Raw genomic sequence first — 18,585 nt, 5'->3', positions numbered from 1 at the left:
ACTCAGGCGATGTTGCCCATGTCGGTGGTCAGGGCCACCGGCTGTGCCGCGGTCTTGCGGCTGCGGCGGCTACGCCGTTCCAGCCAGTTGGCGAACCAGCTGAGCAGCATGTTGAGCCCGATGTAGAAGACGCCGATGAAGATGGCCGCGACCAGCTTCGTGCCGAAGTGCACGGAAGGCAGGATCTTGAAGCCCATGTTCAGCAGGTCGATGTAGGTGATGATGTAGCCGAGCGCGGTGTCCTTGAGCAGGACCACGAGCTGGCTCACCACCGCGGGCATCATCGCGGTGAGCGCCTGCGGGAGCAGGATGAGCCGCATCACGCTGCTCTTGCGCATCCCGATCGCGTAGGCGGCCTCCGACTGGCCCTTCGGCACGGCGAGCACGCCGGCCCGCACCACCTCGGCCAGCACCGATCCGTTGTACAGGGTCAGGCCGATCACCAGCGCCAGCAGGCCGTAGTCGCCGCCGCCCATGAGGTCGGGTGCCAGGAACCAGATGAAGAAGATCAGCAGCAGCAGCGGGATGGCGCGGAAGACCTCCACCACCCAGCCCGCCGGGATCCTGATCCACTTGTGGTCGGAGAGCCTGGCCAGGCCGAAGACGGAGCCGAAGATCAGCGCGAAGATCGAGGCCAGCACCGCCGCCGTCAGCGTGCCCTGCACACCGGGGATCAGGTACTGGTTCCAGGTCTCCCACTCGAAGAAGGGCGCCCAGATGTTGCCGGCGAACTGACCCTTCTCGTTCAGCTTGAACACCACGAACGCGGCGATGCCCAGCAGGACGACCACGGTGATCAGCGTGTAGAGGTTGTTGCGCAGCCGAGCCTTGGGGCCGGGGGCGTCGTAGAGGACGGTCGCCTGCTTGGTCATCGCGCCACCGCCAGTCGCTTGGCCAGCCAGCCGGTGAACCAGCCGATCGGGAGGGTGACCGCCATGAAGGCGATGACGAGCCCGATGAAGATCGGGATGGAGACGCCCGTGGTGTCGAAGGTGTCGTACATCACGAACGCCGCGTCGGCCAGCAGGCCGCCCGCCTGGGCCACCGTGGTGTTCTTGATCAGGGCGATGACGACGCTGCCCAGCGGCGCGATGACCGCGCGGAAGGCCTGCGGGAGGATGATCAGCCGCAACGTCTGCATGAAGGTCAGCCCGACCGCCCGCGCCGCCTCCGCCTGGCCCATGGGCACGGTGTTGATGCCCGAGCGCAGCGCCTCGCAGACGAACGTCGAGGCGTACACGGACATGGCCATCACGACCAGCCAGAACGCGTTGTCGTACGGCTCGTCCGAGAACGTGAGCCCGAGCGTGTCGCTGAGACCCAGTGCGCTGAACGCCAGCAGCAGGGTCAGCGGCGTGTTCCTGACGACGTTGACGACGGTCGTGCCCGCGGCCCGGAGGACCGGGATGGGGGAGACCCGCATCGCCACCAGGATCGTGCCCAGGACCAGCGCGAGGACCGTGCAGATCGCCGACAGTTGAAGGTTGACCAGGAAGCCCTTGAGAAGGTCCGGCCCGTATTCAATGAGTTCGTCCATTGTGCTCCACCGCATATAGCAGCGGCGGCCGGATCACCGGCCGCCGCGACATGGGCGTGTCCTTACGCGCAACCCTCGAAGGGCGGCGCGGCGGTGGGCGCCGTCAGGCCCTTGGCGTCGCCGAACCACGTGGTCCAGATCTTCTGGGCCTCGCCCTTCTGGTACAGCGAGGTGACGGCCTTGTTGACCGCCTCGCAGGTCTTGGTGTCGCCCTTCTTCAGGCCGATGCCGTACTTCTCGTCGGTGAACGGGTCGCCGAGGATCTTGAAGTTGCCGCCGGCCTGCTTGGCGAAGCCCGCCAGGATCAGGTCGTCGGTGGTGACCGCGTCGAGGTTCGAGCCGCTCAGCTTCTGCACGCACTCCGAGTAGTTGCTCGCGCCGACCAGCTTGGCCGGCAGGCCCAGCTTGCCGTCCGGCGGCGGGTCGGTGATGCGCTTGTAGGAGTTGGAGCCCGCGGCCTGGCAGATCCGCTTGTCCTTGAGGTCCATCGCCTTGGCGATGGCCGCGTCGTCCGCGCGGACCATGGTGTCCTGGTGGGCCACGATGTACGGCCCGGCGAAGGAGACCTTGCCCTTGCGCTCCTCGGTGATGGAGTACGTGGCGAAGATGATGTCAACGGTGCCGTTCTGGAGCAGCGCCTCGCGGTTCTTGGACGGCGCCTCCTTCCAGGTGATCTTGACATCCTTGCCGGCGGCCAGTTCCTTGATGACGGCCTTGGCCATGTCGACGTCGTAGCCGACGGGCTCGTTGCCGGTCTTCAGGCCCAGGCTGGGCTGGTCCCACTTCGTGCCCACGATGATCTCGCTGGCACCGGTCACCTTGTCGACCACGGTGGAGTAGCTGCCGCCCCCGCCGCCGCCACAGGCCGCCAGTCCGACCGCGAGTGCGGCCACGGCGCCCGCGGCGCCGATTCGACGCTTGTACATGAGTCTTTACCTCAATCTTCAGTGCGTGAGGATCTTCGACAGGAAGTCCCGCGCCCGGTCGGTCTGGGCGTTGGTGAAGAACTCGTCAGGGGTGTTCTCTTCGACGATCTGCCCGTCGGCCATGAACACGACCCGGTTGGCCGCCCTGCGTGCGAACCCCATCTCGTGCGTGACGACCATCATGGTCATCCCGTCGCGCGCGAGCCCGATCATGACGTCGAGAACCTCCTGGACCATCTCCGGGTCCAGGGCCGAGGTGGGCTCGTCGAAAAGGATCATCTTCGGATCCATCGCGAGCGCTCTGGCAATCGCGACGCGCTGCTGCTGCCCACCCGAGAGCTGTGCGGGGTACTTGTCCGCCTGCGTGGCGATGCCCACCCGCTCCAACAGCTCCATCGCCCGCTTGTCGGCCTGATCCTTCGCCGTGCCGCGCACCTTGGTGGGGCCCAGGGTGACGTTCTCGCGGATCGTCTTGTGGGCGAACAGGTTGAACGACTGGAACACCATCCCGACCTCGGACCGGAGCTTGGCCAGCGCCTTGCCCTCGTCCGGAAGCACCTGCCCGTCAAAGACGATCTTCCCGGCGTCGATGGTCTCAAGCCGGTTGATGGTACGGCAGAGCGTCGACTTCCCTCCGCCCGAAGGGCCGATCACGACCAGGACCTCGCCACGGGAGACGGTCAGGTTGATGTCCCTCAGGACGTGCAGCGCCCCGAAGTGCTTGTTGACGTTCTCCATTTGTACTAGTGGAGACGCGTGCCCGTTCTCCGTCATGGATGCAACCTAAAGGGCGTAAGGACGCTGGTCACTAACCGGGCGGTACCGATCCGATCACATCACGCCACCAAGCTGGAGTTTTAGCCAGTGAGGGGGACGGCGCAAGCCGTACAACGACTACCCTTGAACGTGCGATGACTGTTACCCAGGAGAGCGCCCGCACCTACGAAGTGCGCACATACGGGTGCCAGATGAACGTGCACGACTCCGAGCGGCTGTCGGGCCTGCTGGAGGACGCGGGATACGTGGCCGCGGCCGACGGCCGGGCCGCCGACGTGGTCGTCTTCAACACCTGCGCCGTCAGGGAGAACGCCGACAACCGCCTCTACGGCAACCTCGGCCACCTGCGCCCGGCCAAGGTCAAGAACCCGGACATGCAGATCGCCGTCGGCGGCTGCCTGGCGCAGAAGGACCAGGGCGAGATCGTCCGCAAGGCGCCGTGGGTGGACGTCGTGTTCGGCACCCACAACATCGGATCACTGCCGGTGCTGCTGGAGCGCGCGCGGATCGCCGGAGAGGCGCAGGTCGAGCTCAAGGAGTCGCTGGAGGTCTTCCCGTCGACGCTGCCGACCAAGCGCGAGTCGGCCTACGCGGCGTGGGTGTCGGTCTCGGTCGGCTGCAACAACACCTGCACGTTCTGCATCGTGCCCTCGCTGCGCGGCAAGGAGAAGGACCGCCGCCCCGGCGACGTGCTGGCCGAGGTTCAGGCGCTGGTCGACCAGGGCGTTCTCGAGGTCACCCTGCTGGGCCAGAACGTCAACACCTACGGCGTGGAGTTCGGCGACCGGCTCGCCTTCGGCAAGCTGCTGCGCGCCTGCGGCTCCGTCGAAGGGCTTGAGCGGGTCCGCTTCACCTCGCCGCACCCGGCCGCGTTCACCGACGACGTGATCGCCGCCATGGCCGAGACGCCCAACGTGATGCACCAGCTGCACATGCCGTTGCAGTCGGGTTCCGACCGGGTGCTGAAGGCGATGCGCCGTTCGTACCGGGCCGAGCGCTACCTCGGCATCATCTCCCGGGTCCGCGACGCCATGCCCGACGCCGCGATCTCCACCGACATCATCGTCGGCTTCCCCGGCGAGACGGAAGAGGACTTCCAGGCCACGCTCGACGTGGTGCGCGAGTCGCGCTTCGCCAACGCCTTCACCTTCCAGTACTCCATCCGGCCCGGCACGCCCGCCGCCACCATGCCCGGCCAGCTGCCCAAGGAAGTGGTGCAGGAGCGGTACGAGCGGTTGGTGGCCCTGCAGGAGGAGATCTCCTGGGCGGAGAACAAGAAGCAGGTCGGACGGACGCTTGAGGTGCTGGTCGCGGAGGGCGAGGGCCGCAAGGACGCGGCCACGCTGCGGCTGAGCGGGCGCGCGGGCGACAACCGGCTCGTGCACTTCGCGGTGGGCGACGGCGAGGCGCCGCGTCCCGGGGACATGGTGACGGTCGAGGTCACGTACGCGGCACCGCACCACCTGGTGGCCGACGGCGCCGTGCGGTCGCTCCGCCGGACCCGCGCGGGCGACGCGTGGCAGGCCCGCCAGGGCTCCACGGCGCCCAAGGGCATCTCCCTCGGCATGCCCACCATCGGCCGCCCCGCGCCCCTTCCCCCCACCGCCTCCTGCTCCGCCCACTAGACCCCACTGCCTCCGTTTCCTCGTGCCCGCCCGGGTTGCTGTCCTGTTCTTTCTGTCCGCCCCCGGGGTTGCTGTCCCGTTCTTTGTGTCCGCCCCCTTTCCGTTACGGCAAGCCGCCGCCCCCGCCGCCCGCCGACCCCGGCGGGCGGCCCGGTCCGGTGGGCGGTGCCGGACGTGGTCCCCGCCGTAACAACGCACGCAGACCCCCTGCTCCGGCCCCTGTTACCCGGTGTCTTCGCAGCCAGTACCGGGTCAGCCGGGGTTGCCGAGTAGGCGGTCGCAGTAGTCCCGGCGGAGGTCTTGGAAGGTGGCGCACGGGTTGTGGCCCGGGTTCGGTGCCGGGCCGGGGGCCTGCTGGGCCGGTTGGGCGGGAGCGCCGGTGTCGGTGTCGGCTGGTGCGGGGCTCTGGGATGGTGGGTCGCTGCTGGGCGGGGTGCTGTTCTGGCCAGGTGGGGCCGCTTGGCGGGGGGTGTTCTGGCGGGAGCCGCCCTCAGAGGGAGCGCCGGTTCCCAGGGGTGCGTGGTCGCCCAGGGGAGTGCCGGGCAGGGTCGGGGGGAAGCCGTCCGCCGGCGGTGGGCCCAGGCTTGGGAAGGGTGTGCGCGGTGAAGAGGGCGGCGGGGGCGGCTTGCCGGGGGCGGGGATCAGCTGGATCCAGGCGGCGGGGACGGTGTTTCCCTCGAGGGCCGTGGGCGGTGGGGAAAGCGGTGTTACCCGATAGTGGAGTTCGGGTGATCTTTCGGAAGGCCCGAATGCCAGCAGAATGCCGAACCCGGCCACGGCCAAGACGATCACCACGGCAATGGTGGACGTCAGCCGGCCCTGCCCAGCTGGGCGAATGGCTCCAAAGCGTGACAAGTCGTGATTCCTTATGAATGTTGCTGTGATGGGTGTGCGAGCATTCCACTGCTGCGGCTAGTGTGGTCCATCACCCGCGGAAGCCGGCGAGCTTTCCCGATACGACCGCAGGGAGCTGTCCCCCATGCATCACCCGACCGAGCCGGACAAGCCTGAGATCCTCAACGGACCGGGCGAGGAGCCTCGGCGCGCACGCCGTACCCCCTCCAAGAAGAACAAGACCGTCATCATCGTCGCGTCGGCCCTGGTGGTCGCGCTCGCGGCGGGAGGTGCCGGTTTCTTCCTGGCCAACGGCGACAAGTCCCCGGCCGGAGGCGCTCAGCCTCAGACCGGGCAGCAGACGCGGCAGAAGCCGGATCCGCGACTGGCGGAGGACGAGGACGCCTCGGTGGGCGACGTCACCACCGACGCTCCCAAGGACGGCGACACCGCCGACGAGAACCTTCCCCAGGACGCCGTCACCCAGAACCCCAACCCCCGGAACCCCAACCCGCAGGTCCCGGCCAAGCCGAACACCGCCAACCCCGGAACGCCCAAGCCCGGAACCGGCACGCCCGGCACCGACAAGCCGGGCTCGGCCGGCAACAACACCACGGCCCCGGACAACCCGGCGGACGGCCCCGCCGGCGAACTGACCGGCCAATGCGCCGCGTCCGGCTGCTGACGCACCCCGAACCCCGGACGCGGGACCGTCGTACTTCCAGAGAGCCCGGCCCGACCAGGTCTGCCACGTCCGGCGGAGTGGTCGGGCCGTTCTGGGGGTGAATGGACCTACTGAGGTGGCCCGGCGCGGCCGTAGGTTCCGGGTATGACGAGTCAGAAGGCCGCGGCCCTGCGAGCTCTGCACGTGCCCGGAGATCCCCTGGTCCTGCCGAACGTCTGGGACGCCGTGTCGGCGCGGGCCGTTCAGGAGGCGGGGTTCGCCGTCGTGGCGACGGGGAGCGCGGCGATCGCGCGTGTGCTCGGTTACGACGACGGCGAGGCGACTCCGGTGGCGGAGATGCTGGCCGCGGTGGGGCGGATCGCGCGGGTCGTGGAGGTGCCGGTGACCGCCGACATCGAGCGTGGTTACGGGCTCAAGCCGGCCGAGCTGGTGGAGCGCCTGCTGGCGACGGGCGCCGTCGGCTGCAACCTGGAGGATTCCGACCCTCGCACCGGCCAGATGGCCGACCCGGGGGAGCAGGCGGACTTCCTGGCCGAGGTACGGGCCGCCGCCGGAGGAGAGCTGGTGATCAACGCTCGCGTCGACACCTTCCTGGGCGGCGCCAAGACGCGGGAGGACGCGGCGGACAGGGCCCGCCGGTACCTGGAGGCGGGCGCCGACTGCGTCTACCCGATCCTCGCCCCGGACCCCGCCGGCCTGGTAAAGGCGATCGACGGACCAGTGAACGTGATCTACCACAAGGGCTCACCGGCTCTGGCCGAGCTGGCCGCGATGGGAGTGGCCAGGGTGAGCTTCGGTCACGGGCTGCACGCCGCGGCGCATGCCCACGCCGTCGCCCTGTTCGACCGGGTCCGCGAGGGCCGCAACCCCTATCTGTAGGTCGCCGCCCACGACCCGGTCGAGGGCGTGCGCGGCGGGTGAGGCGGCTTCGCATACCCTGGCGGCGTGCTTGTCGCCGCGGCCGTCTGCCCGCATCCTCCGCTGATCGTGCCCGAGCTCGCCGGTGCCGCCGCCCCCGAGCTCGACGGTCTGCGCGCGGCCTGCGCGCAGGCCGTGGCCGCCCTGCGTGCCGCCGCCCCCGACCTGCTGTTCGTCGTCGGCGGTGACGACACCACACGCGAGTACGGCCCGCGCTCGGCGGGTTCGCTGGCCCCCTGGGGCGTGGACGTCAGGACCGGCGAGGGCGATCCGGTCCTGCCGTTGTCCCTGACGATCGGCCGATGGCTGCTGGGCGGCGACCCGGACGGGTTCCTGGCGGTGGCCGTGGACGCCGGTCCCGCCCAGTGCCTGGAGCTGGGGGAGCGCCTGGCCTCCATGCGGCGGGTCGCGCTGCTGATCATGGCCGACGGCTCGGCCAAGCTGACCGGCAAGTCCCCCGGCTACCTGGACCCCGCGGCGGAGCCGTACCAGAGAAGGCTGGTCAAGGCGCTCGCCGAGGCGGACCTCGCGGCGATCGCGGAGCTTGACCCCGGCGAGGCGGCGGAGCTGTGGGCCGGTGGGCGGGCGCCCCTGCAGGTGCTGGCCGGAGCGGCGGCGGGGGCGGAGTTGCGGCCGGAGCTGGTTCTGGAGTGTGCGCCGTACGGGGTCGGATACGCCGTGGCGGTCTGGAGCTAGAGGCGCTTCGGGACCTGGACGGTCATGAGGTCGCGGGCCACGATCACGTCGCCGTCGAAGACCGCGCGGGCCTCCTCCAGGAAGACCGGCTCGGCGTCGAGGCCGTAGCGCTCGGAGAAGTGGGTCAGGACCAGGCGGCGCGCGCCCGCCTCCTTGGCGACGAGCGCGGCCTCCTGCGCGGTCAGATGGCCGTAGTCCTTGGCCAGGGCGGCTTCCGCCGACAGGAACGTCGACTCGATGACCAGCAGGTCCACGCCGTCGGCCAGGGCGAAGACGTTCTCGCACAGGCGGGTGTCCATGATGAACGCGGCCGACTGGCCGGGGCGCGGTGTGCTGCACGTCTCCAGCGTGACGCCGCGCAGCACGCCCTCCTGCTGCAGAACGCGCACGTCGGGGCCGGTGATGCCGTGCCTTCTGAGGCGGTCGGGGAGCATGCGGCGGCCGTCGGGTTCCTGGAGGCGGTAGCCGTACGACTCGACGGGGTGGGACAGGCGGCGCGCGGTCAGCGGCGGCAGCGTGGCGGTGTCGCCGGAGACGGGGTGTTCGGTGATGGCTTCGGTGTCGGTGAAGACCGCGGCGTGGCGCAGGCGGTTCCAGTACTGCTCGCCGCTGGCCGGGTAGACCGCTTTGACCTCGTGCCGCACGCGGTCGCGTGCGATGCGCTGGACGATGCCGGGCACGCCGAGGCAGTGGTCGCCGTGGAAGTGCGTGACGCAGATCCAGTGCAGCTGGCTGGAGCTGAGCCCGGCGTGCAGGAGCTGGCGCTGGCTGCCCTCGCCGGGATCGAACAGGTAGCCCTGGCCATCCCACCGCAAAACATAGCCATTGTGATTACGGTGGCGGGTAGGGACCGCGCTTGAGGTGCCCAGCACGACCAGTTCACGAGAGGACACGATGCTCACCGTCGCCTACGCTCAGCTGCCGACGCCCGTCGGCGCCTTCCATGTGGCCGTCACCGAGGACGGGCTGGTCGCGACGGGCTGGCGCGCGCTCCAGGTCGGCCTCGACGAGGTTCATGACCCGGATCGTACGGCTTTCGTGCTCGATGAGCTGAAGCTTTATTTCGCCGGTGAGCTCAAGGCGTTCGAGACGCCCATCGACTGGAGTCTCATGGCGGGGTCGCGGCGGGCGGTGCTACGGGCACTGCACGGCGTGCCGTACGGGAAGGTCGTCACCTACGGCGAGCTCGCCCGGCTGAGCGGCACGAGCGTGCCCGCACGCGGGATCGGGTCGATCATGGGCTCGAACCCGATCCCGATCGTGGTGCCCTGCCACCGCGTGCTCGCGGCGGCGGGCCTGGGCGGCTTCAGCGGCGGTATCGGCGTGGAGACCAAACGCTGGCTGCTCACCCACGAGGGCTATCTACAGCCCACACTGCTGGATCTCTAGCCCTCCTTGCCGTCGATCTTGTCGGCGGCGTCCTTGGCCATGTCGGTGCCCCTGGCGATGTGCTCGTCGTACTTGCCGCCGGTGGCATCGCTCGCGGCCGTGGAGGCCTTGTCGATGCCCTGGTTGGCGGCGTCCTCGGCCTTCTCACGCAGGCCGTCCATCATGCCGCCCGCCGAGTCCTGAGTCTGACCGGCGGTGTCTTTGGCCTGTTCGGGGATGTTCTTCAGCTTCTCGTCGTGGCCGCCGAACATCTCCTTGACCTTGTCGAAAATCGACATGTCTTCCCCCGATGTCTCATTGACGGCCCCCCCGAGCCGTCGTCTCCTTCATACCCCTTGTGTTGACACACTTATCGGTGTGCGCAAGCAGCCTGTCATCGCCGTCGTGGGGCCCACCGCGGCCGGAAAGTCCGATCTCGCCGTGGATCTGGCCCTCCGGCTGGGGGGCGAATGCATCAATGCCGACTCCATGCAGCTTTACCGAGGAATGAACATTGGAACGGCGAAACTCTCCCAAACCGAACAAAGGGGTGTTCCTCACCATCTACTGGACATCTGGGATGTGACCGTCACCGCCAGCGTGGCCGAGTACCAGAGGCTGGTCCGGCCGCTTCTCGACAAGCTGGAGGTGCCGATCCTCGTCGGCGGGAGCGGCCTGTACGTGCGCGCCGCCCTCGACGACCTCGACTTCCCCGGAACCGACCCGGCGGTCCGCGCCCGGCTGGAGGCGGAGCTGGCCCAGGTGGGGCCCGCCGTCCTGTACGAGCGGCTGCGGGCGGACGACCCCAAGGCCGCCGAGGCGATCCTGCCCAGTAACGGCCGGCGGATCGTGCGCGCGCTGGAGGTCATCGAGTTCTCCGGGCGCCCCTTCTCGGCGACGATGCCCTCCTACGAGGCGCTGTACCCGAGCGTCCAGATCGGCCTCGACGTGCCGCGCCCCGAACTGGACGCCCGCATCGAGCTGCGGGTCGGGCGGATGTGGGAGGCGGGCCTGGTCGATGAGGTGCGGGTCCTGCTCGACCGGGGCCTGGCGGACGGCCGTACGGCGGGTCGCGCGCTCGGCTACGCCCAGGTCATGAAATATCTGGCGGGAGAGTGGACCGAGGAGGAGGCGTTCGCCGAGACCGTCCGGGCCACCAGGCGCTTCGCCCGCCGCCAGGAGTCGTGGTTCCGCCGCGACCCCCGCGTGGTCTGGCTGCCCTACGACGCGCCCGATCTGCTGGGACTTGCGGTCGATAGGCTTGTGCCATGAAGTTTCTGAAGGGCCACGGTACTGAGAACGACTTCGTCATCATCCCCGACCCGGATGGCGAGATCGACCTGTCGGCCGCGCTCGTGGCCGAGATCTGCGACCGCCGCATCGGCCTCGGCGCCGACGGCGTGCTCCGCGTGGTCCGCAGCAAGTCCAGCCCCGAGGTCTCCGAGCAGGCCGGGCAGACCGAGTGGTTCATGGACTACCGCAACGCCGACGGCAGCATGGCCGAGATGTGCGGCAACGGCGTACGCGTCTTCGCCCGTTACCTCGTCGACGCCGGTCTCGCCGAGCCGGGCGAGTTCGGCATCGCCACCCGCGGCGGCGTCCGCAAGGTCCGTCTCGGGGCCGAGGGGGACGTGACGATAGACATGGGCAGGCCCACGGTGTACGGCGAGAGCGTCACCTCCGTCTCCGGCCAGGAGTACACCGGCCTCCACGTCGACATGGGCAACCCCCACCTGGCCTGCGCCATCGGCGACCCCGTCGTCCAGCTCGACCTGACCCACCAGCCGGCCTTCGACCCCGGTGTCTTCCCCAGCGGCGTCAACATCGAGCTGTTCAACGCCGTGGGCCCGCGCCGCGCGGTCATGCGCGTCTTCGAGCGCGGCTCCGGCGAGACCCGCTCGTGCGGCACCGGGGCGGTGGCCACCGCCGTCGCCGCGGCCCACCTGAGCGGCGAGGTCACCGGCGAGTGGATCGTGGAGGTCGCCGGCGGCCGGCTCACGGTCACCCTCGACGAGAACACCAGCTACCTCAGCGGACCGGCGGTGATCATCGCCTCCGGCGACCTGACCCTTGCAGAATAATGTTCTCCTGAGCGATGCTGGGCGCATGGCTGATCCACAGACCACCGCGATCGAGGTCAAAGCGCCCATCGGCGTCCTGGGCGGCAACTTCATGCTGTCGAGGGAGGCCAAGGCACTCTGCGAGGAGTACGGCCTCGGCCCGCGCGAGCTCTACTTCCGCGGACGCTGCGGCGTGCTCGGCGAGTGCGAGGCCGACGTGGTCACCTCCGTGGCCGTCTTCTTCCCGCCGGAGCACGTCTCGCAGAACTGGGACGGCGGCCGCAAGATGCCCGTCGAGCAGGCGGTCGAGCTCTACACCGGCGCCTGCCACGCGTGGGGGCGCCGCAAGCTCGGCGGCTTCGACGGCTGCGCCAGGATCGCCGAACTGCTCGAACCGGTCGTCGAGAAGGCCTCGCCGGTCGGGGCTCCCCTGTTCGCCGGGTGGCGGGCCGTACCCCTGCCCGATGACGCGCCCGCGCGGGCGACGCAGCTCATGCACGTCGTGCGGGAGCTACGGGGCGGTCTGCATGCGAATGCGGTGATCGCGGAAGGGATGCGTCCGCTGGACGCCGTCCTCGCCGCCGCGCACGAGGGCACCCCGTTCGGACGCGCGACCGGTGAGTCGATCGCGCGGTTCTTCACCTGGCCGGAGCCCTATCCGCAACCCTCCGCCGAGATGATCGAGCGCCGGGTCAAGATCGAGGAGACGACCGATCGGCTCATGGCTCCCGTATTTTCTGTCCTGAACGCGGCTGAATCGGATGAGCTGATAGGGCTTCTCCGTTTGGGGCACGCCCATTGACCTGGCAGACTGACTCCCCATGGACGTGGACATCTGGGCCTGGGTCGGCGACACCCAGCAGCAGCTTTCCGAGGCGGGCAACGTTGGCCTCGCCATGGCGCTGGGAGACCTCCCCGCACAGGCCTACGAGGGCCGCTATCCCCAGCTCGACGTGATGGCCCCGGCCATCGCTCAGCAGGCGGAGGCGCTCGGGCTGCCCTGGCTCGAGTTCTACGCCCGCTATTGGCATCTCGTGGGCCGGGTGGGCGACCGCGCCCAGGGCGCGGTGGCGATCGGCGACGCGGAGGAACTGCTCGCGTTCTCCCAGCGCGAGGAGGTGCGTGACTGCCCTGCGGCCCCGGCCGCCGTCGAGGCGCTCGCCCTCGCCTGGGCCAACGCCGACGGCCCCGGCTACGCCGGGCAGCGCCTGGAGAAGCTGGGCGCGGCCATCGAGGGCCTGCCCGCCGACCAGCCCGCCTACACCGGTCTGGTGACGCAGTACGTGGCGGCCCTGGTCGACGCCGGGCGCGCCGAGGAGGCCGTCACCTACGCCGAGTCCGCCGTCGAGCAGCTGCGCGCCGTCGACAAGCCGGCCAGCTGGGAGCTCGGCGCCGCGAGCGCCGGTGCGCTGCTGGCCGCGGGCCGCGCCGACGCCGCGCTGACCGCGCTGCAGGCCGCCGCCGACTTCCCGGCCGACGACCCGCCCGCCAAGCCCCACCGCGACGGTGTACGCCGCGCGCGCATCCTGGCCGAGCTCGGCCGCACCGCCGAGGCCGTGGACGCGCTGCCCGACCTCGACGTCGTGGGCAACCACCCGCGCGACTTCGTCGAGTGGGCGCAGGTCGTGCTCAAGCTCGCCGGTTCCTCGCAGATCACCAACACCTGGCAGCTCGGCCGCGTCCTGCGCCAGTGGATCGACTACTTCAGCATGATGGGCGGCTACCAGGCCCGCGTCGAGCTGGCCCTGGTCGCCGGCGACCTCGCCATCGCGCGCCAGGGCGTGTGGCAGGCGCGGCTGCTGGCCGGCCTCGCCGAGCAATTCTCCGGCGAGCTGCGCGACGCGGAAAGCGTCACCGGGCGCATCGCCGGCCTGCGCGCCGCCGCCGACGCCACCTCCGAGCCGGACGCTCCCGGCTCCGAGGAGGAGCGGGTCGCCTACTTCGACGCCGCCGACGGCTTCAACGCCGACCCCGAGAAGTGGGTCGGCTGGCTGGCCCCGATCTCCGGCTCCGACCTGGAGGCCACCCGCCGCCACACCACCACGCTCGGCTTCCTCGGCTACCCGGCCACCGGCGCCGACATCTACTGGAAGATGCTCGTCGACTCCGGCGACATCGCCACGGCCGACTCCGACGACGTCGCGTACCTGACCACGCTGCTCATCGAGGCACGCCAGGACGAGCGGCTGGAGCAGATGGCCGCGATGCTGCCGCACGCCGCCCAGCACCTCACCCTCGCCCGCCTGCACAGCGCTCGCGAGCGCTGGGCCGAGACCGCCGCCGAGGGCGAGCACGCCATCGCAGCCGGCGCCGGCACGGAGGCGCGCCGCCTGGTCTCGGGCGCGGCGCAGCAGCTCGACGACAACGCCCGCGGCGCCCAGGTGCTGCTGGAGGTCCTCGACGAGCTCAACGACGAGGACGTCTGGCGCATGGTCGTGATGGCGACCGCCGCCGAGGACTGGGACACCGTCCGCAAGGGCGCGGCCAAGATCGGGATGCCGATCCAGTCCACCGAGGGCCCGATCGAGGAGGAGATGGGCCTGATCCGGGTCATCCTCCCGGCGCCCGACGGCGGTCAGCGGCAGGTGCTGTCCATCCGTACCGGCCCGGCCACGGCGCGCCTCGCGCTGCCGCAGCCGCGTGGCATGGAGTACAACGCCGGCGACCTGGTCGTCTTCGACCCGCAGCTCCTGGAGCCCATCCCCGACGACCCGAAGGAGCAGGAGAACTTCGTGCCGCCGTTCGCGGCCGTGAGCATCCTGCGGCCCGGCGGCTACGTCAGCTACTTCTTCGACGGCGCGGCGCCGTCCGAGAGCGACTGGGCCGAGTTCACCGAGGTCATGGCCGAGCGCGGCTGGCCGATGTGGGTGTACTCGGAGGAAAACTACACCGTCACCCACCCGACCTCCGGCGAGACGCTGCCCGGCGTCTACGGCTGGGTCGCCGTCCCGCCGGACGTCGCGGCCACCGATGTCGACGCCCTGCTCGACGACGCCACCGAACGCTGGTCGCACCCGCTGGCCTGGCTCGATCTGGCCCGCGAGATCGACGTCGAGGTCGAGCGGCACGAGCGCATCGTCAAGGAGTACGGTCTCTGATGATCGACAAGTTCAGGCTCGACGGGAAGGTGGCCATCGTCACCGGGGCCTCGTCGGGCCTGGGCGTGGCCTTCGCCCGCGGGCTGGCGCAGGCGGGGGCCGACATCGTGATCGGCGCCCGGCGGGCCGACCGGCTCGACGGGACCCGGAAGCTGGTCGAGGAAGCCGGGCGGCGTTGCCTGGCCGTCGCGACCGACGTGACCGCGGTCGAGCAGTGCCAGGCGCTGGTCGAGGCCGCTGTGGCGGAGTTCGGGCAGGTCGATGTCCTGATCAACAATGCCGGGGTGGGCACGGCCGTACCGGCGCTGCGGGAGACTCCCGAGGAGTTCCGGCGGGTGATCGACATCAACCTGCACGGGAGCTACTGGATGGCGCAGGCGTGCGCGCGCGTCATGCGGCCCGGGTCGTCGATCGTCAACATCGGCAGCATCCTCGGTGAGACCACGGCGGGACTGCCGCAGGCGGCCTACAGCGCGTCGAAGGCCGGGGTCATCGGGCTCACCCGTGATCTGGCGCAGCAGTGGACGGGGCGGCGCGGGATCCGGGTCAACTGCCTGGAGCCGGGTTTCTTCGCCTCGGAGATGACGGACGAGTACAGCGCCGGATACCTGGAGCGCATGCTGGAGCAGCGCGTGGTGATGGGCCGGGTGGGCGAGGCCGATGAACTCGTGGCGGCGGCGGTGTTTCTGGCGAGCGAAGCCTCGTCGTACATCACGGGCGTGACGCTGCCGGTTGACGGTGGGATTCTGCTGACCTGATAGTTTGCTCGCTGATCTTCACGTTTCGGAGGGATTTATGGGCGACATCGACCGTCTTGCGGCAGTTATTAGGGACGACCGGCCTTGGGGCGGTTTTGAGCGCTTCACCCTGAATGAGATGTCGACCGTGAAGATCATCGATGTGGCGCCCGGTCAGCGGCTCAGCCTTCAGCGGCACAAGTCGCGTGACGAGCTGTGGGTGGCGCTTGACCCGGGTTGCGTGTTCGAGATCGACGGCGAGCGCACGGAGCCCGCGGTCGGCGACCGGGTCCTGATCCGCGCCGGCCAGACCCACCGCCTCAGCAGCTCCGGCCCCGCCACCCGCATCCTCGAGATCGCCTTCGGCCACTTCGACGAGGACGACATCGAGCGCCTCGAGGATGCCTACGGGCGTTCTTGAGCTTCTGTAAGGGCCTCTTTTTCCGTTACGGCAAGCCGGGCTGACGCCACCCGCCGTCGCCGGTTGACGCCGATCGGGGGGATCGCTTCTCACGTCGGACGTGGTCCCCACCGCAACGGCCCTCGTCAACCGGCTCCCGGGCTCTTCGCCCGCCATTCGCGCCTTTCGGGCTTGCCGCCTCTTCCGGGTGAGTGTCCTCCGCCCCGCCCGCTCCCCTTCTTGGGCCCTCCGCCTTGCGTGTCCTGATCGTGCGGGGTTTCCGGCCGTCCACGGGTCTTGGTGGCTTCTGGGTGGGGGAGGTCCCGCATTTTCGGGCCGGCTGGCGTTGGTGGCTGTGGGGCTCTTGTTTGGGGGTCGGGTGGGCTCTATGTTCGTTGCGTAGTCCGGTACGTGTTGCGTATTAGGGAACAACCGGAGGGCGCATGGTGTCCCGGCCGCGGTTAGTGATCATTGGAGCCGGCATTGTGGGCTGTGCCCTGGCCGATGAGCTCACCGGGCGGGGGTGGACCGACGTCACCGTGGTCGAACAGGGGCCCCTGTTCGCCGCGGGCGGGTCGAGTTCTCATGCGCCTGGGCTGGTGTTCCAGACCAATCCGTCCAAGACGATGACGGAGTTCGCCACTTACACGGTCAACAAGTACAGCGGGCTCTCGCTCGACGGGCAGTGGTGCTTCAAGCAGGTCGGCGGGCTGGAAGTGGCCACGACCCCCGAACGGCTCGCGGACCTGCGGCGACGCCAGGGCTGGGCCGAGGCGTGGGGTGTGCACGGTGAGGTGATCAGTCCCGAGCGGTGCCTCGAACTGTGGTCGATGCTCGACCCCGCGCGCGTGCTGGGCGGCTACTTCGTGCCGACGGACGGGCTGGCCAGCGCGCTGCGGTGCGGCGAGGCGCAGGCGCGGCGGGCGATCGAGCGGGGGGCGCGGTTCCTGCCGCACCACACCGTGGTGGGGATCGAACAGCAGGGCGGGCGGGTCACCGGGGTGGCGGTCGAGGTCGGTGCGGAGGGGCTCGAGTACCGGGTCATACCCGCTGACGTCGTGGTCAGCGCGGCGGGATTCTGGGGACCGGGCATCGGGGCGATGGCGGGCGTGAGTGTGCCGTTGCTGCCGCTGGCTCATCAGTACGCGCGGTCGGAGCCGCTGGCCGTACTGGAAGGAAATCCCGAAGCGGTACGTCCCATCCTGCGGCACCAGGACAGAGACCTGTATTTCCGGGAACACGGGGACCAGATCGGCGTCGGGTCCTATGCGCACCGGCCGATGCCGGTCCGGCAGGAGGAGATCGGGCCCAACGGCACCACGATGCCGTCGGTCCAGGCATTCACCGAAGAGGACTTCGAACCCGCCTGGCGGGACGCCGTCGAGCTGCTGCCCGCGCTCAAGGAGTCGGCCTACACCGACGGGATCAACGGGATCTTCTCCTTCACGCCGGACGGGTTTCCGCTGATCGGGGAGGCGCCGCAGCTCGACGGGTTCTGGCTGGCCGAGGCGGTGTGGGTGACGCATTCGGCGGGGGTGGCCAAGGCGCTGGCGGAGGTGCTGGTCGACGGGCGTTCCAGCTTCGACCTGCACGAGTGCGAGCTGAACCGCTTCGAGCCCGTCCACCTCGCGCCCGCCTTCATCGAGGAACGCGGCAAGCAGAACTTCGTCGAGGTCTACGACATCATCCATCCGCTCCAGCCGATGGAATCGCCCCGTCCTATGCGGACCAGCCCGTTCTATCCGCGTCAGCGGGAGCTCGGGGCGTTCTTCCTGGAGGGGGCGGGGTGGGAGCGTCCGCAGTGGTTCACGTCCAACACCCCGCTTCCCGATGATCCGGTACGGCCGGGCGGCATGGAACGGGATGACTGGGCGGCGCGGTACTGGTCACCGATCGCCGCCGCCGAGTCCCACCACACCCGTGAGCGGGTCGCCCTCTACGACATGACGCCGCTCAAGCGGATCGAGGTGGCGGGGGCCGGGGCGGCGGCGTTCTTGCAGCGGATGACGACGAACAACGTCGACAAGCAGCCCGGTTCCGTGACGTACACGCTGCTGCTCGATGCCGGTGGCGGGGTGCGGTCCGATCTCACGGTCGCGCGGCTGACCGAGGAGCGGTTCCAGGTCGGCGCCAACGGCAACCTCGACCTCGACTGGCTGCAGCGGCACGCGCCGGGCGATGTGCGGGTCCGGGACATCACGCCCGGGACATGCTGTGTGGGCGTGTGGGGGCCACGGGCCCGCGAACTCGTGCAGCCGCTCACGGACCTGGACATGTCTCATGAGGGGTTCCGGTATTTCACCTGTAAGCAGGGCTACATCGGGCACGTTCCGGTGACCGCCATGCGCGTGTCGTACGTGGGGGAGCTGGGCTGGGAGCTCTACACCAGTGCCGATCTGGGCCTCAAACTCTGGGACACGCTCTGGGCGACGGGGCTGCCGATCGCGGGCGGGCGGGCGGCGTTCAACAGCCTGCGGCTGGAGAAGGGGTACCGGTTGTGGGGCGTGGACATGACGCCTGAGCACAACCCGTACGAGGCGGGGCTGGCCTTCGCCGTCCGGGAGGACAAGGACTTCCTCGGCCGGGACGCGCTGTCCAAGGAGATCACGCGCAAGCTCGTGCCGCTGCTGACGGCCGAGGTCGTGATGGGCAAGGAGCCGGTACGGCACGGCGGCGCCACGGTCGGCCACACCACCAGCGCCGCCTACGGCCACACCATCGGCCGCCCGATCGCCTACGCCTGGCTGCCGATCGACCTCACCACTCCTGGTACGGAGGTGGAGGTCGCCTACTTCGGCCGCCCCGTCCCGGCCGAGGTCGCCGCCGAGCCCCTGTTCGACGCCAAGATGGAGAAGATCCGACGATGATCCGATCGACGGAACCCCCACCCACTCCACCCCACCCCGACACCCGACCAGAGCCCC

General features: G+C 69.8%; 18 protein-coding genes. 12 read left to right on the top strand and 6 right to left on the bottom strand.

What is annotated here, in order from left to right:
* Positions 1–2: 2 nt before the first annotated feature.
* The 4 genes from ACIBKY_RS19270 to ACIBKY_RS19255 all read right to left on the bottom strand — a co-directional run bounded on the left by ACIBKY_RS19270 (position 3) and on the right by ACIBKY_RS19255 (position 3,201).
* A complete protein-coding gene (locus ACIBKY_RS19270; protein WP_397098002.1) occupies positions 3–872 on the bottom strand; it encodes an amino acid ABC transporter permease in 870 nt (289 codons plus the stop codon).
* Entirely contained in the window at positions 869–1,537 is a 669-nt protein-coding gene (locus ACIBKY_RS19265) for an amino acid ABC transporter permease (protein ID WP_397098001.1), read from the bottom strand. The genes ACIBKY_RS19270 and ACIBKY_RS19265 overlap by 4 nt, the downstream gene beginning before the upstream one ends.
* Before the next feature lie 62 nt (positions 1,538–1,599).
* Positions 1,600–2,463 (bottom strand): glutamate ABC transporter substrate-binding protein, encoded by an 864-nt coding sequence (locus ACIBKY_RS19260; protein ID WP_379616485.1) that lies wholly within the window; start codon positions 2,461–2,463, stop codon positions 1,600–1,602.
* A gap of 18 nt (positions 2,464–2,481) precedes the next feature.
* Entirely contained in the window at positions 2,482–3,201 is a 720-nt protein-coding gene (locus ACIBKY_RS19255; protein WP_376773517.1) for an amino acid ABC transporter ATP-binding protein, read from the bottom strand.
* A gap of 173 nt (positions 3,202–3,374) precedes the next feature.
* Between ACIBKY_RS19255 and miaB the strand changes: the two genes are divergently transcribed.
* From miaB to ACIBKY_RS19235, 4 genes are all read left to right on the top strand, one after another.
* On the top strand, positions 3,375–4,865 hold the full coding sequence (gene miaB, locus ACIBKY_RS19250) for a tRNA (N6-isopentenyl adenosine(37)-C2)-methylthiotransferase MiaB (RefSeq protein ID WP_397098000.1): 1,491 nt from the start codon (positions 3,375–3,377) through the stop codon (positions 4,863–4,865).
* Positions 4,866–5,844: 979 nt separating this feature from the next.
* On the top strand, positions 5,845–6,384 hold the full coding sequence (locus ACIBKY_RS19245; RefSeq protein ID WP_397097999.1) for a hypothetical protein: 540 nt from the start codon (positions 5,845–5,847) through the stop codon (positions 6,382–6,384).
* 144 nt (positions 6,385–6,528) lie between these two features.
* Positions 6,529–7,263, top strand: a complete 735-nt coding sequence (locus tag ACIBKY_RS19240) for an isocitrate lyase/phosphoenolpyruvate mutase family protein (protein WP_397097998.1) — start codon at positions 6,529–6,531, stop codon at positions 7,261–7,263.
* Between the two features lie 66 nt (positions 7,264–7,329).
* Positions 7,330–7,998 carry a hypothetical protein gene (locus ACIBKY_RS19235; RefSeq protein WP_397097997.1) on the top strand — a complete coding sequence of 223 codons (669 nt, stop codon included), beginning with the start codon at positions 7,330–7,332 and terminating at the stop codon, positions 7,996–7,998.
* Here ACIBKY_RS19235 and ACIBKY_RS19230 read toward each other — a convergent pair.
* Positions 7,995–8,891: a ribonuclease Z gene (locus ACIBKY_RS19230; protein ID WP_397097996.1), complete on the bottom strand. Its 897-nt coding sequence runs from the start codon at positions 8,889–8,891 to the stop codon at positions 7,995–7,997. The two genes, ACIBKY_RS19235 and ACIBKY_RS19230, sit on opposite strands and share 4 nt — an antisense overlap.
* A gap of 1 nt (position 8,892) precedes the next feature.
* Between ACIBKY_RS19230 and ACIBKY_RS19225 the strand changes: the two genes are divergently transcribed.
* Positions 8,893–9,387 carry a methylated-DNA--[protein]-cysteine S-methyltransferase gene (locus tag ACIBKY_RS19225; RefSeq protein ID WP_397097995.1) on the top strand — a complete coding sequence of 165 codons (495 nt, stop codon included), beginning with the start codon at positions 8,893–8,895 and terminating at the stop codon, positions 9,385–9,387.
* Here ACIBKY_RS19225 and ACIBKY_RS19220 read toward each other — a convergent pair.
* Positions 9,384–9,665, bottom strand: a complete 282-nt coding sequence (locus tag ACIBKY_RS19220; RefSeq protein ID WP_397097994.1) for an antitoxin — start codon at positions 9,663–9,665, stop codon at positions 9,384–9,386. The genes ACIBKY_RS19225 and ACIBKY_RS19220 overlap by 4 nt on opposite strands.
* 79 nt (positions 9,666–9,744) lie before the next feature.
* Between ACIBKY_RS19220 and miaA the strand changes: the two genes are divergently transcribed.
* From miaA to ACIBKY_RS19185, 7 genes are all read left to right on the top strand, one after another.
* Positions 9,745–10,638, top strand: a complete 894-nt coding sequence (gene miaA, locus ACIBKY_RS19215; RefSeq protein WP_397097993.1) for a tRNA (adenosine(37)-N6)-dimethylallyltransferase MiaA — start codon at positions 9,745–9,747, stop codon at positions 10,636–10,638.
* Entirely contained in the window at positions 10,635–11,447 is an 813-nt protein-coding gene (dapF, locus tag ACIBKY_RS19210) for a diaminopimelate epimerase (protein WP_397097992.1), read from the top strand. The genes miaA and dapF overlap by 4 nt, the downstream gene beginning before the upstream one ends.
* A 25-nt stretch (positions 11,448–11,472) precedes the next feature.
* Entirely contained in the window at positions 11,473–12,228 is a 756-nt protein-coding gene (locus tag ACIBKY_RS19205; RefSeq protein ID WP_397097991.1) for a hypothetical protein, read from the top strand.
* 19 nt (positions 12,229–12,247) lie between these two features.
* The gene (locus tag ACIBKY_RS19200; RefSeq protein ID WP_397097990.1) at positions 12,248–14,524 is read left to right on the top strand and encodes a tetratricopeptide repeat protein; all 2,277 of its coding nucleotides are present in this window, start codon (positions 12,248–12,250) and stop codon (positions 14,522–14,524) included.
* The gene (locus ACIBKY_RS19195) at positions 14,524–15,282 is read left to right on the top strand and encodes an SDR family NAD(P)-dependent oxidoreductase (RefSeq protein WP_397097989.1); all 759 of its coding nucleotides are present in this window, start codon (positions 14,524–14,526) and stop codon (positions 15,280–15,282) included. Before ACIBKY_RS19200 ends, ACIBKY_RS19195 begins: the two co-directional genes overlap by 1 nt.
* A gap of 37 nt (positions 15,283–15,319) precedes the next feature.
* A complete protein-coding gene (locus ACIBKY_RS19190; RefSeq protein ID WP_397097988.1) occupies positions 15,320–15,682 on the top strand; it encodes a phosphomannose isomerase type II C-terminal cupin domain in 363 nt (120 codons plus the stop codon).
* A 422-nt stretch (positions 15,683–16,104) separates the two neighbouring features.
* Entirely contained in the window at positions 16,105–18,528 is a 2,424-nt protein-coding gene (locus ACIBKY_RS19185) for an FAD-dependent oxidoreductase (protein WP_397097987.1), read from the top strand.
* The last annotated feature ends 57 nt before the right edge of the window (positions 18,529–18,585 follow it).

The organism is Nonomuraea sp. NPDC050394 (assembly GCF_044459065.1).
Taxonomy (GTDB): Bacteria; Actinomycetota; Actinomycetes; order Streptosporangiales; family Streptosporangiaceae; genus Nonomuraea.
This window is presented reverse-complemented; position numbering and strand designations above follow the sequence as displayed.

Bases quoted from the DNA above. Each gene is read 5' to 3' on its own strand.
- ACIBKY_RS19240 (WP_397097998.1), top strand. From the start codon at position 6,529: ATGACGAGTCAGAAGGCCGCGGCCCTGCGAGCTCTGCACGTGCCCGGA.
- ACIBKY_RS19265 (WP_397098001.1), bottom strand. From the start codon at position 1,537: ATGGACGAACTCATTGAATACGGGCCGGACCTTCTCAAGGGCTTCCTG.
- dapF (WP_397097992.1), top strand. From the start codon at position 10,635: ATGAAGTTTCTGAAGGGCCACGGTACTGAGAACGACTTCGTCATCATC.
- ACIBKY_RS19205 (WP_397097991.1), top strand. From the start codon at position 11,473: ATGGCTGATCCACAGACCACCGCGATCGAGGTCAAAGCGCCCATCGGC.
- miaB (WP_397098000.1), top strand. From the start codon at position 3,375: ATGACTGTTACCCAGGAGAGCGCCCGCACCTACGAAGTGCGCACATAC.
- ACIBKY_RS19190 (WP_397097988.1), top strand. From the start codon at position 15,320: ATGGGCGACATCGACCGTCTTGCGGCAGTTATTAGGGACGACCGGCCT.
- ACIBKY_RS19185 (WP_397097987.1), top strand. From the start codon at position 16,105: ATGGTGTCCCGGCCGCGGTTAGTGATCATTGGAGCCGGCATTGTGGGC.
- ACIBKY_RS19255 (WP_376773517.1), bottom strand. From the start codon at position 3,201: ATGGAGAACGTCAACAAGCACTTCGGGGCGCTGCACGTCCTGAGGGAC.
- ACIBKY_RS19260 (WP_379616485.1), bottom strand. From the start codon at position 2,463: ATGTACAAGCGTCGAATCGGCGCCGCGGGCGCCGTGGCCGCACTCGCG.
- ACIBKY_RS19225 (WP_397097995.1), top strand. From the start codon at position 8,893: ATGCTCACCGTCGCCTACGCTCAGCTGCCGACGCCCGTCGGCGCCTTC.
- ACIBKY_RS19200 (WP_397097990.1), top strand. From the start codon at position 12,248: ATGGACGTGGACATCTGGGCCTGGGTCGGCGACACCCAGCAGCAGCTT.
- ACIBKY_RS19220 (WP_397097994.1), bottom strand. From the start codon at position 9,665: ATGTCGATTTTCGACAAGGTCAAGGAGATGTTCGGCGGCCACGACGAG.
- ACIBKY_RS19245 (WP_397097999.1), top strand. From the start codon at position 5,845: ATGCATCACCCGACCGAGCCGGACAAGCCTGAGATCCTCAACGGACCG.
- ACIBKY_RS19270 (WP_397098002.1), bottom strand. From the start codon at position 872: ATGACCAAGCAGGCGACCGTCCTCTACGACGCCCCCGGCCCCAAGGCT.
- ACIBKY_RS19195 (WP_397097989.1), top strand. From the start codon at position 14,524: ATGATCGACAAGTTCAGGCTCGACGGGAAGGTGGCCATCGTCACCGGG.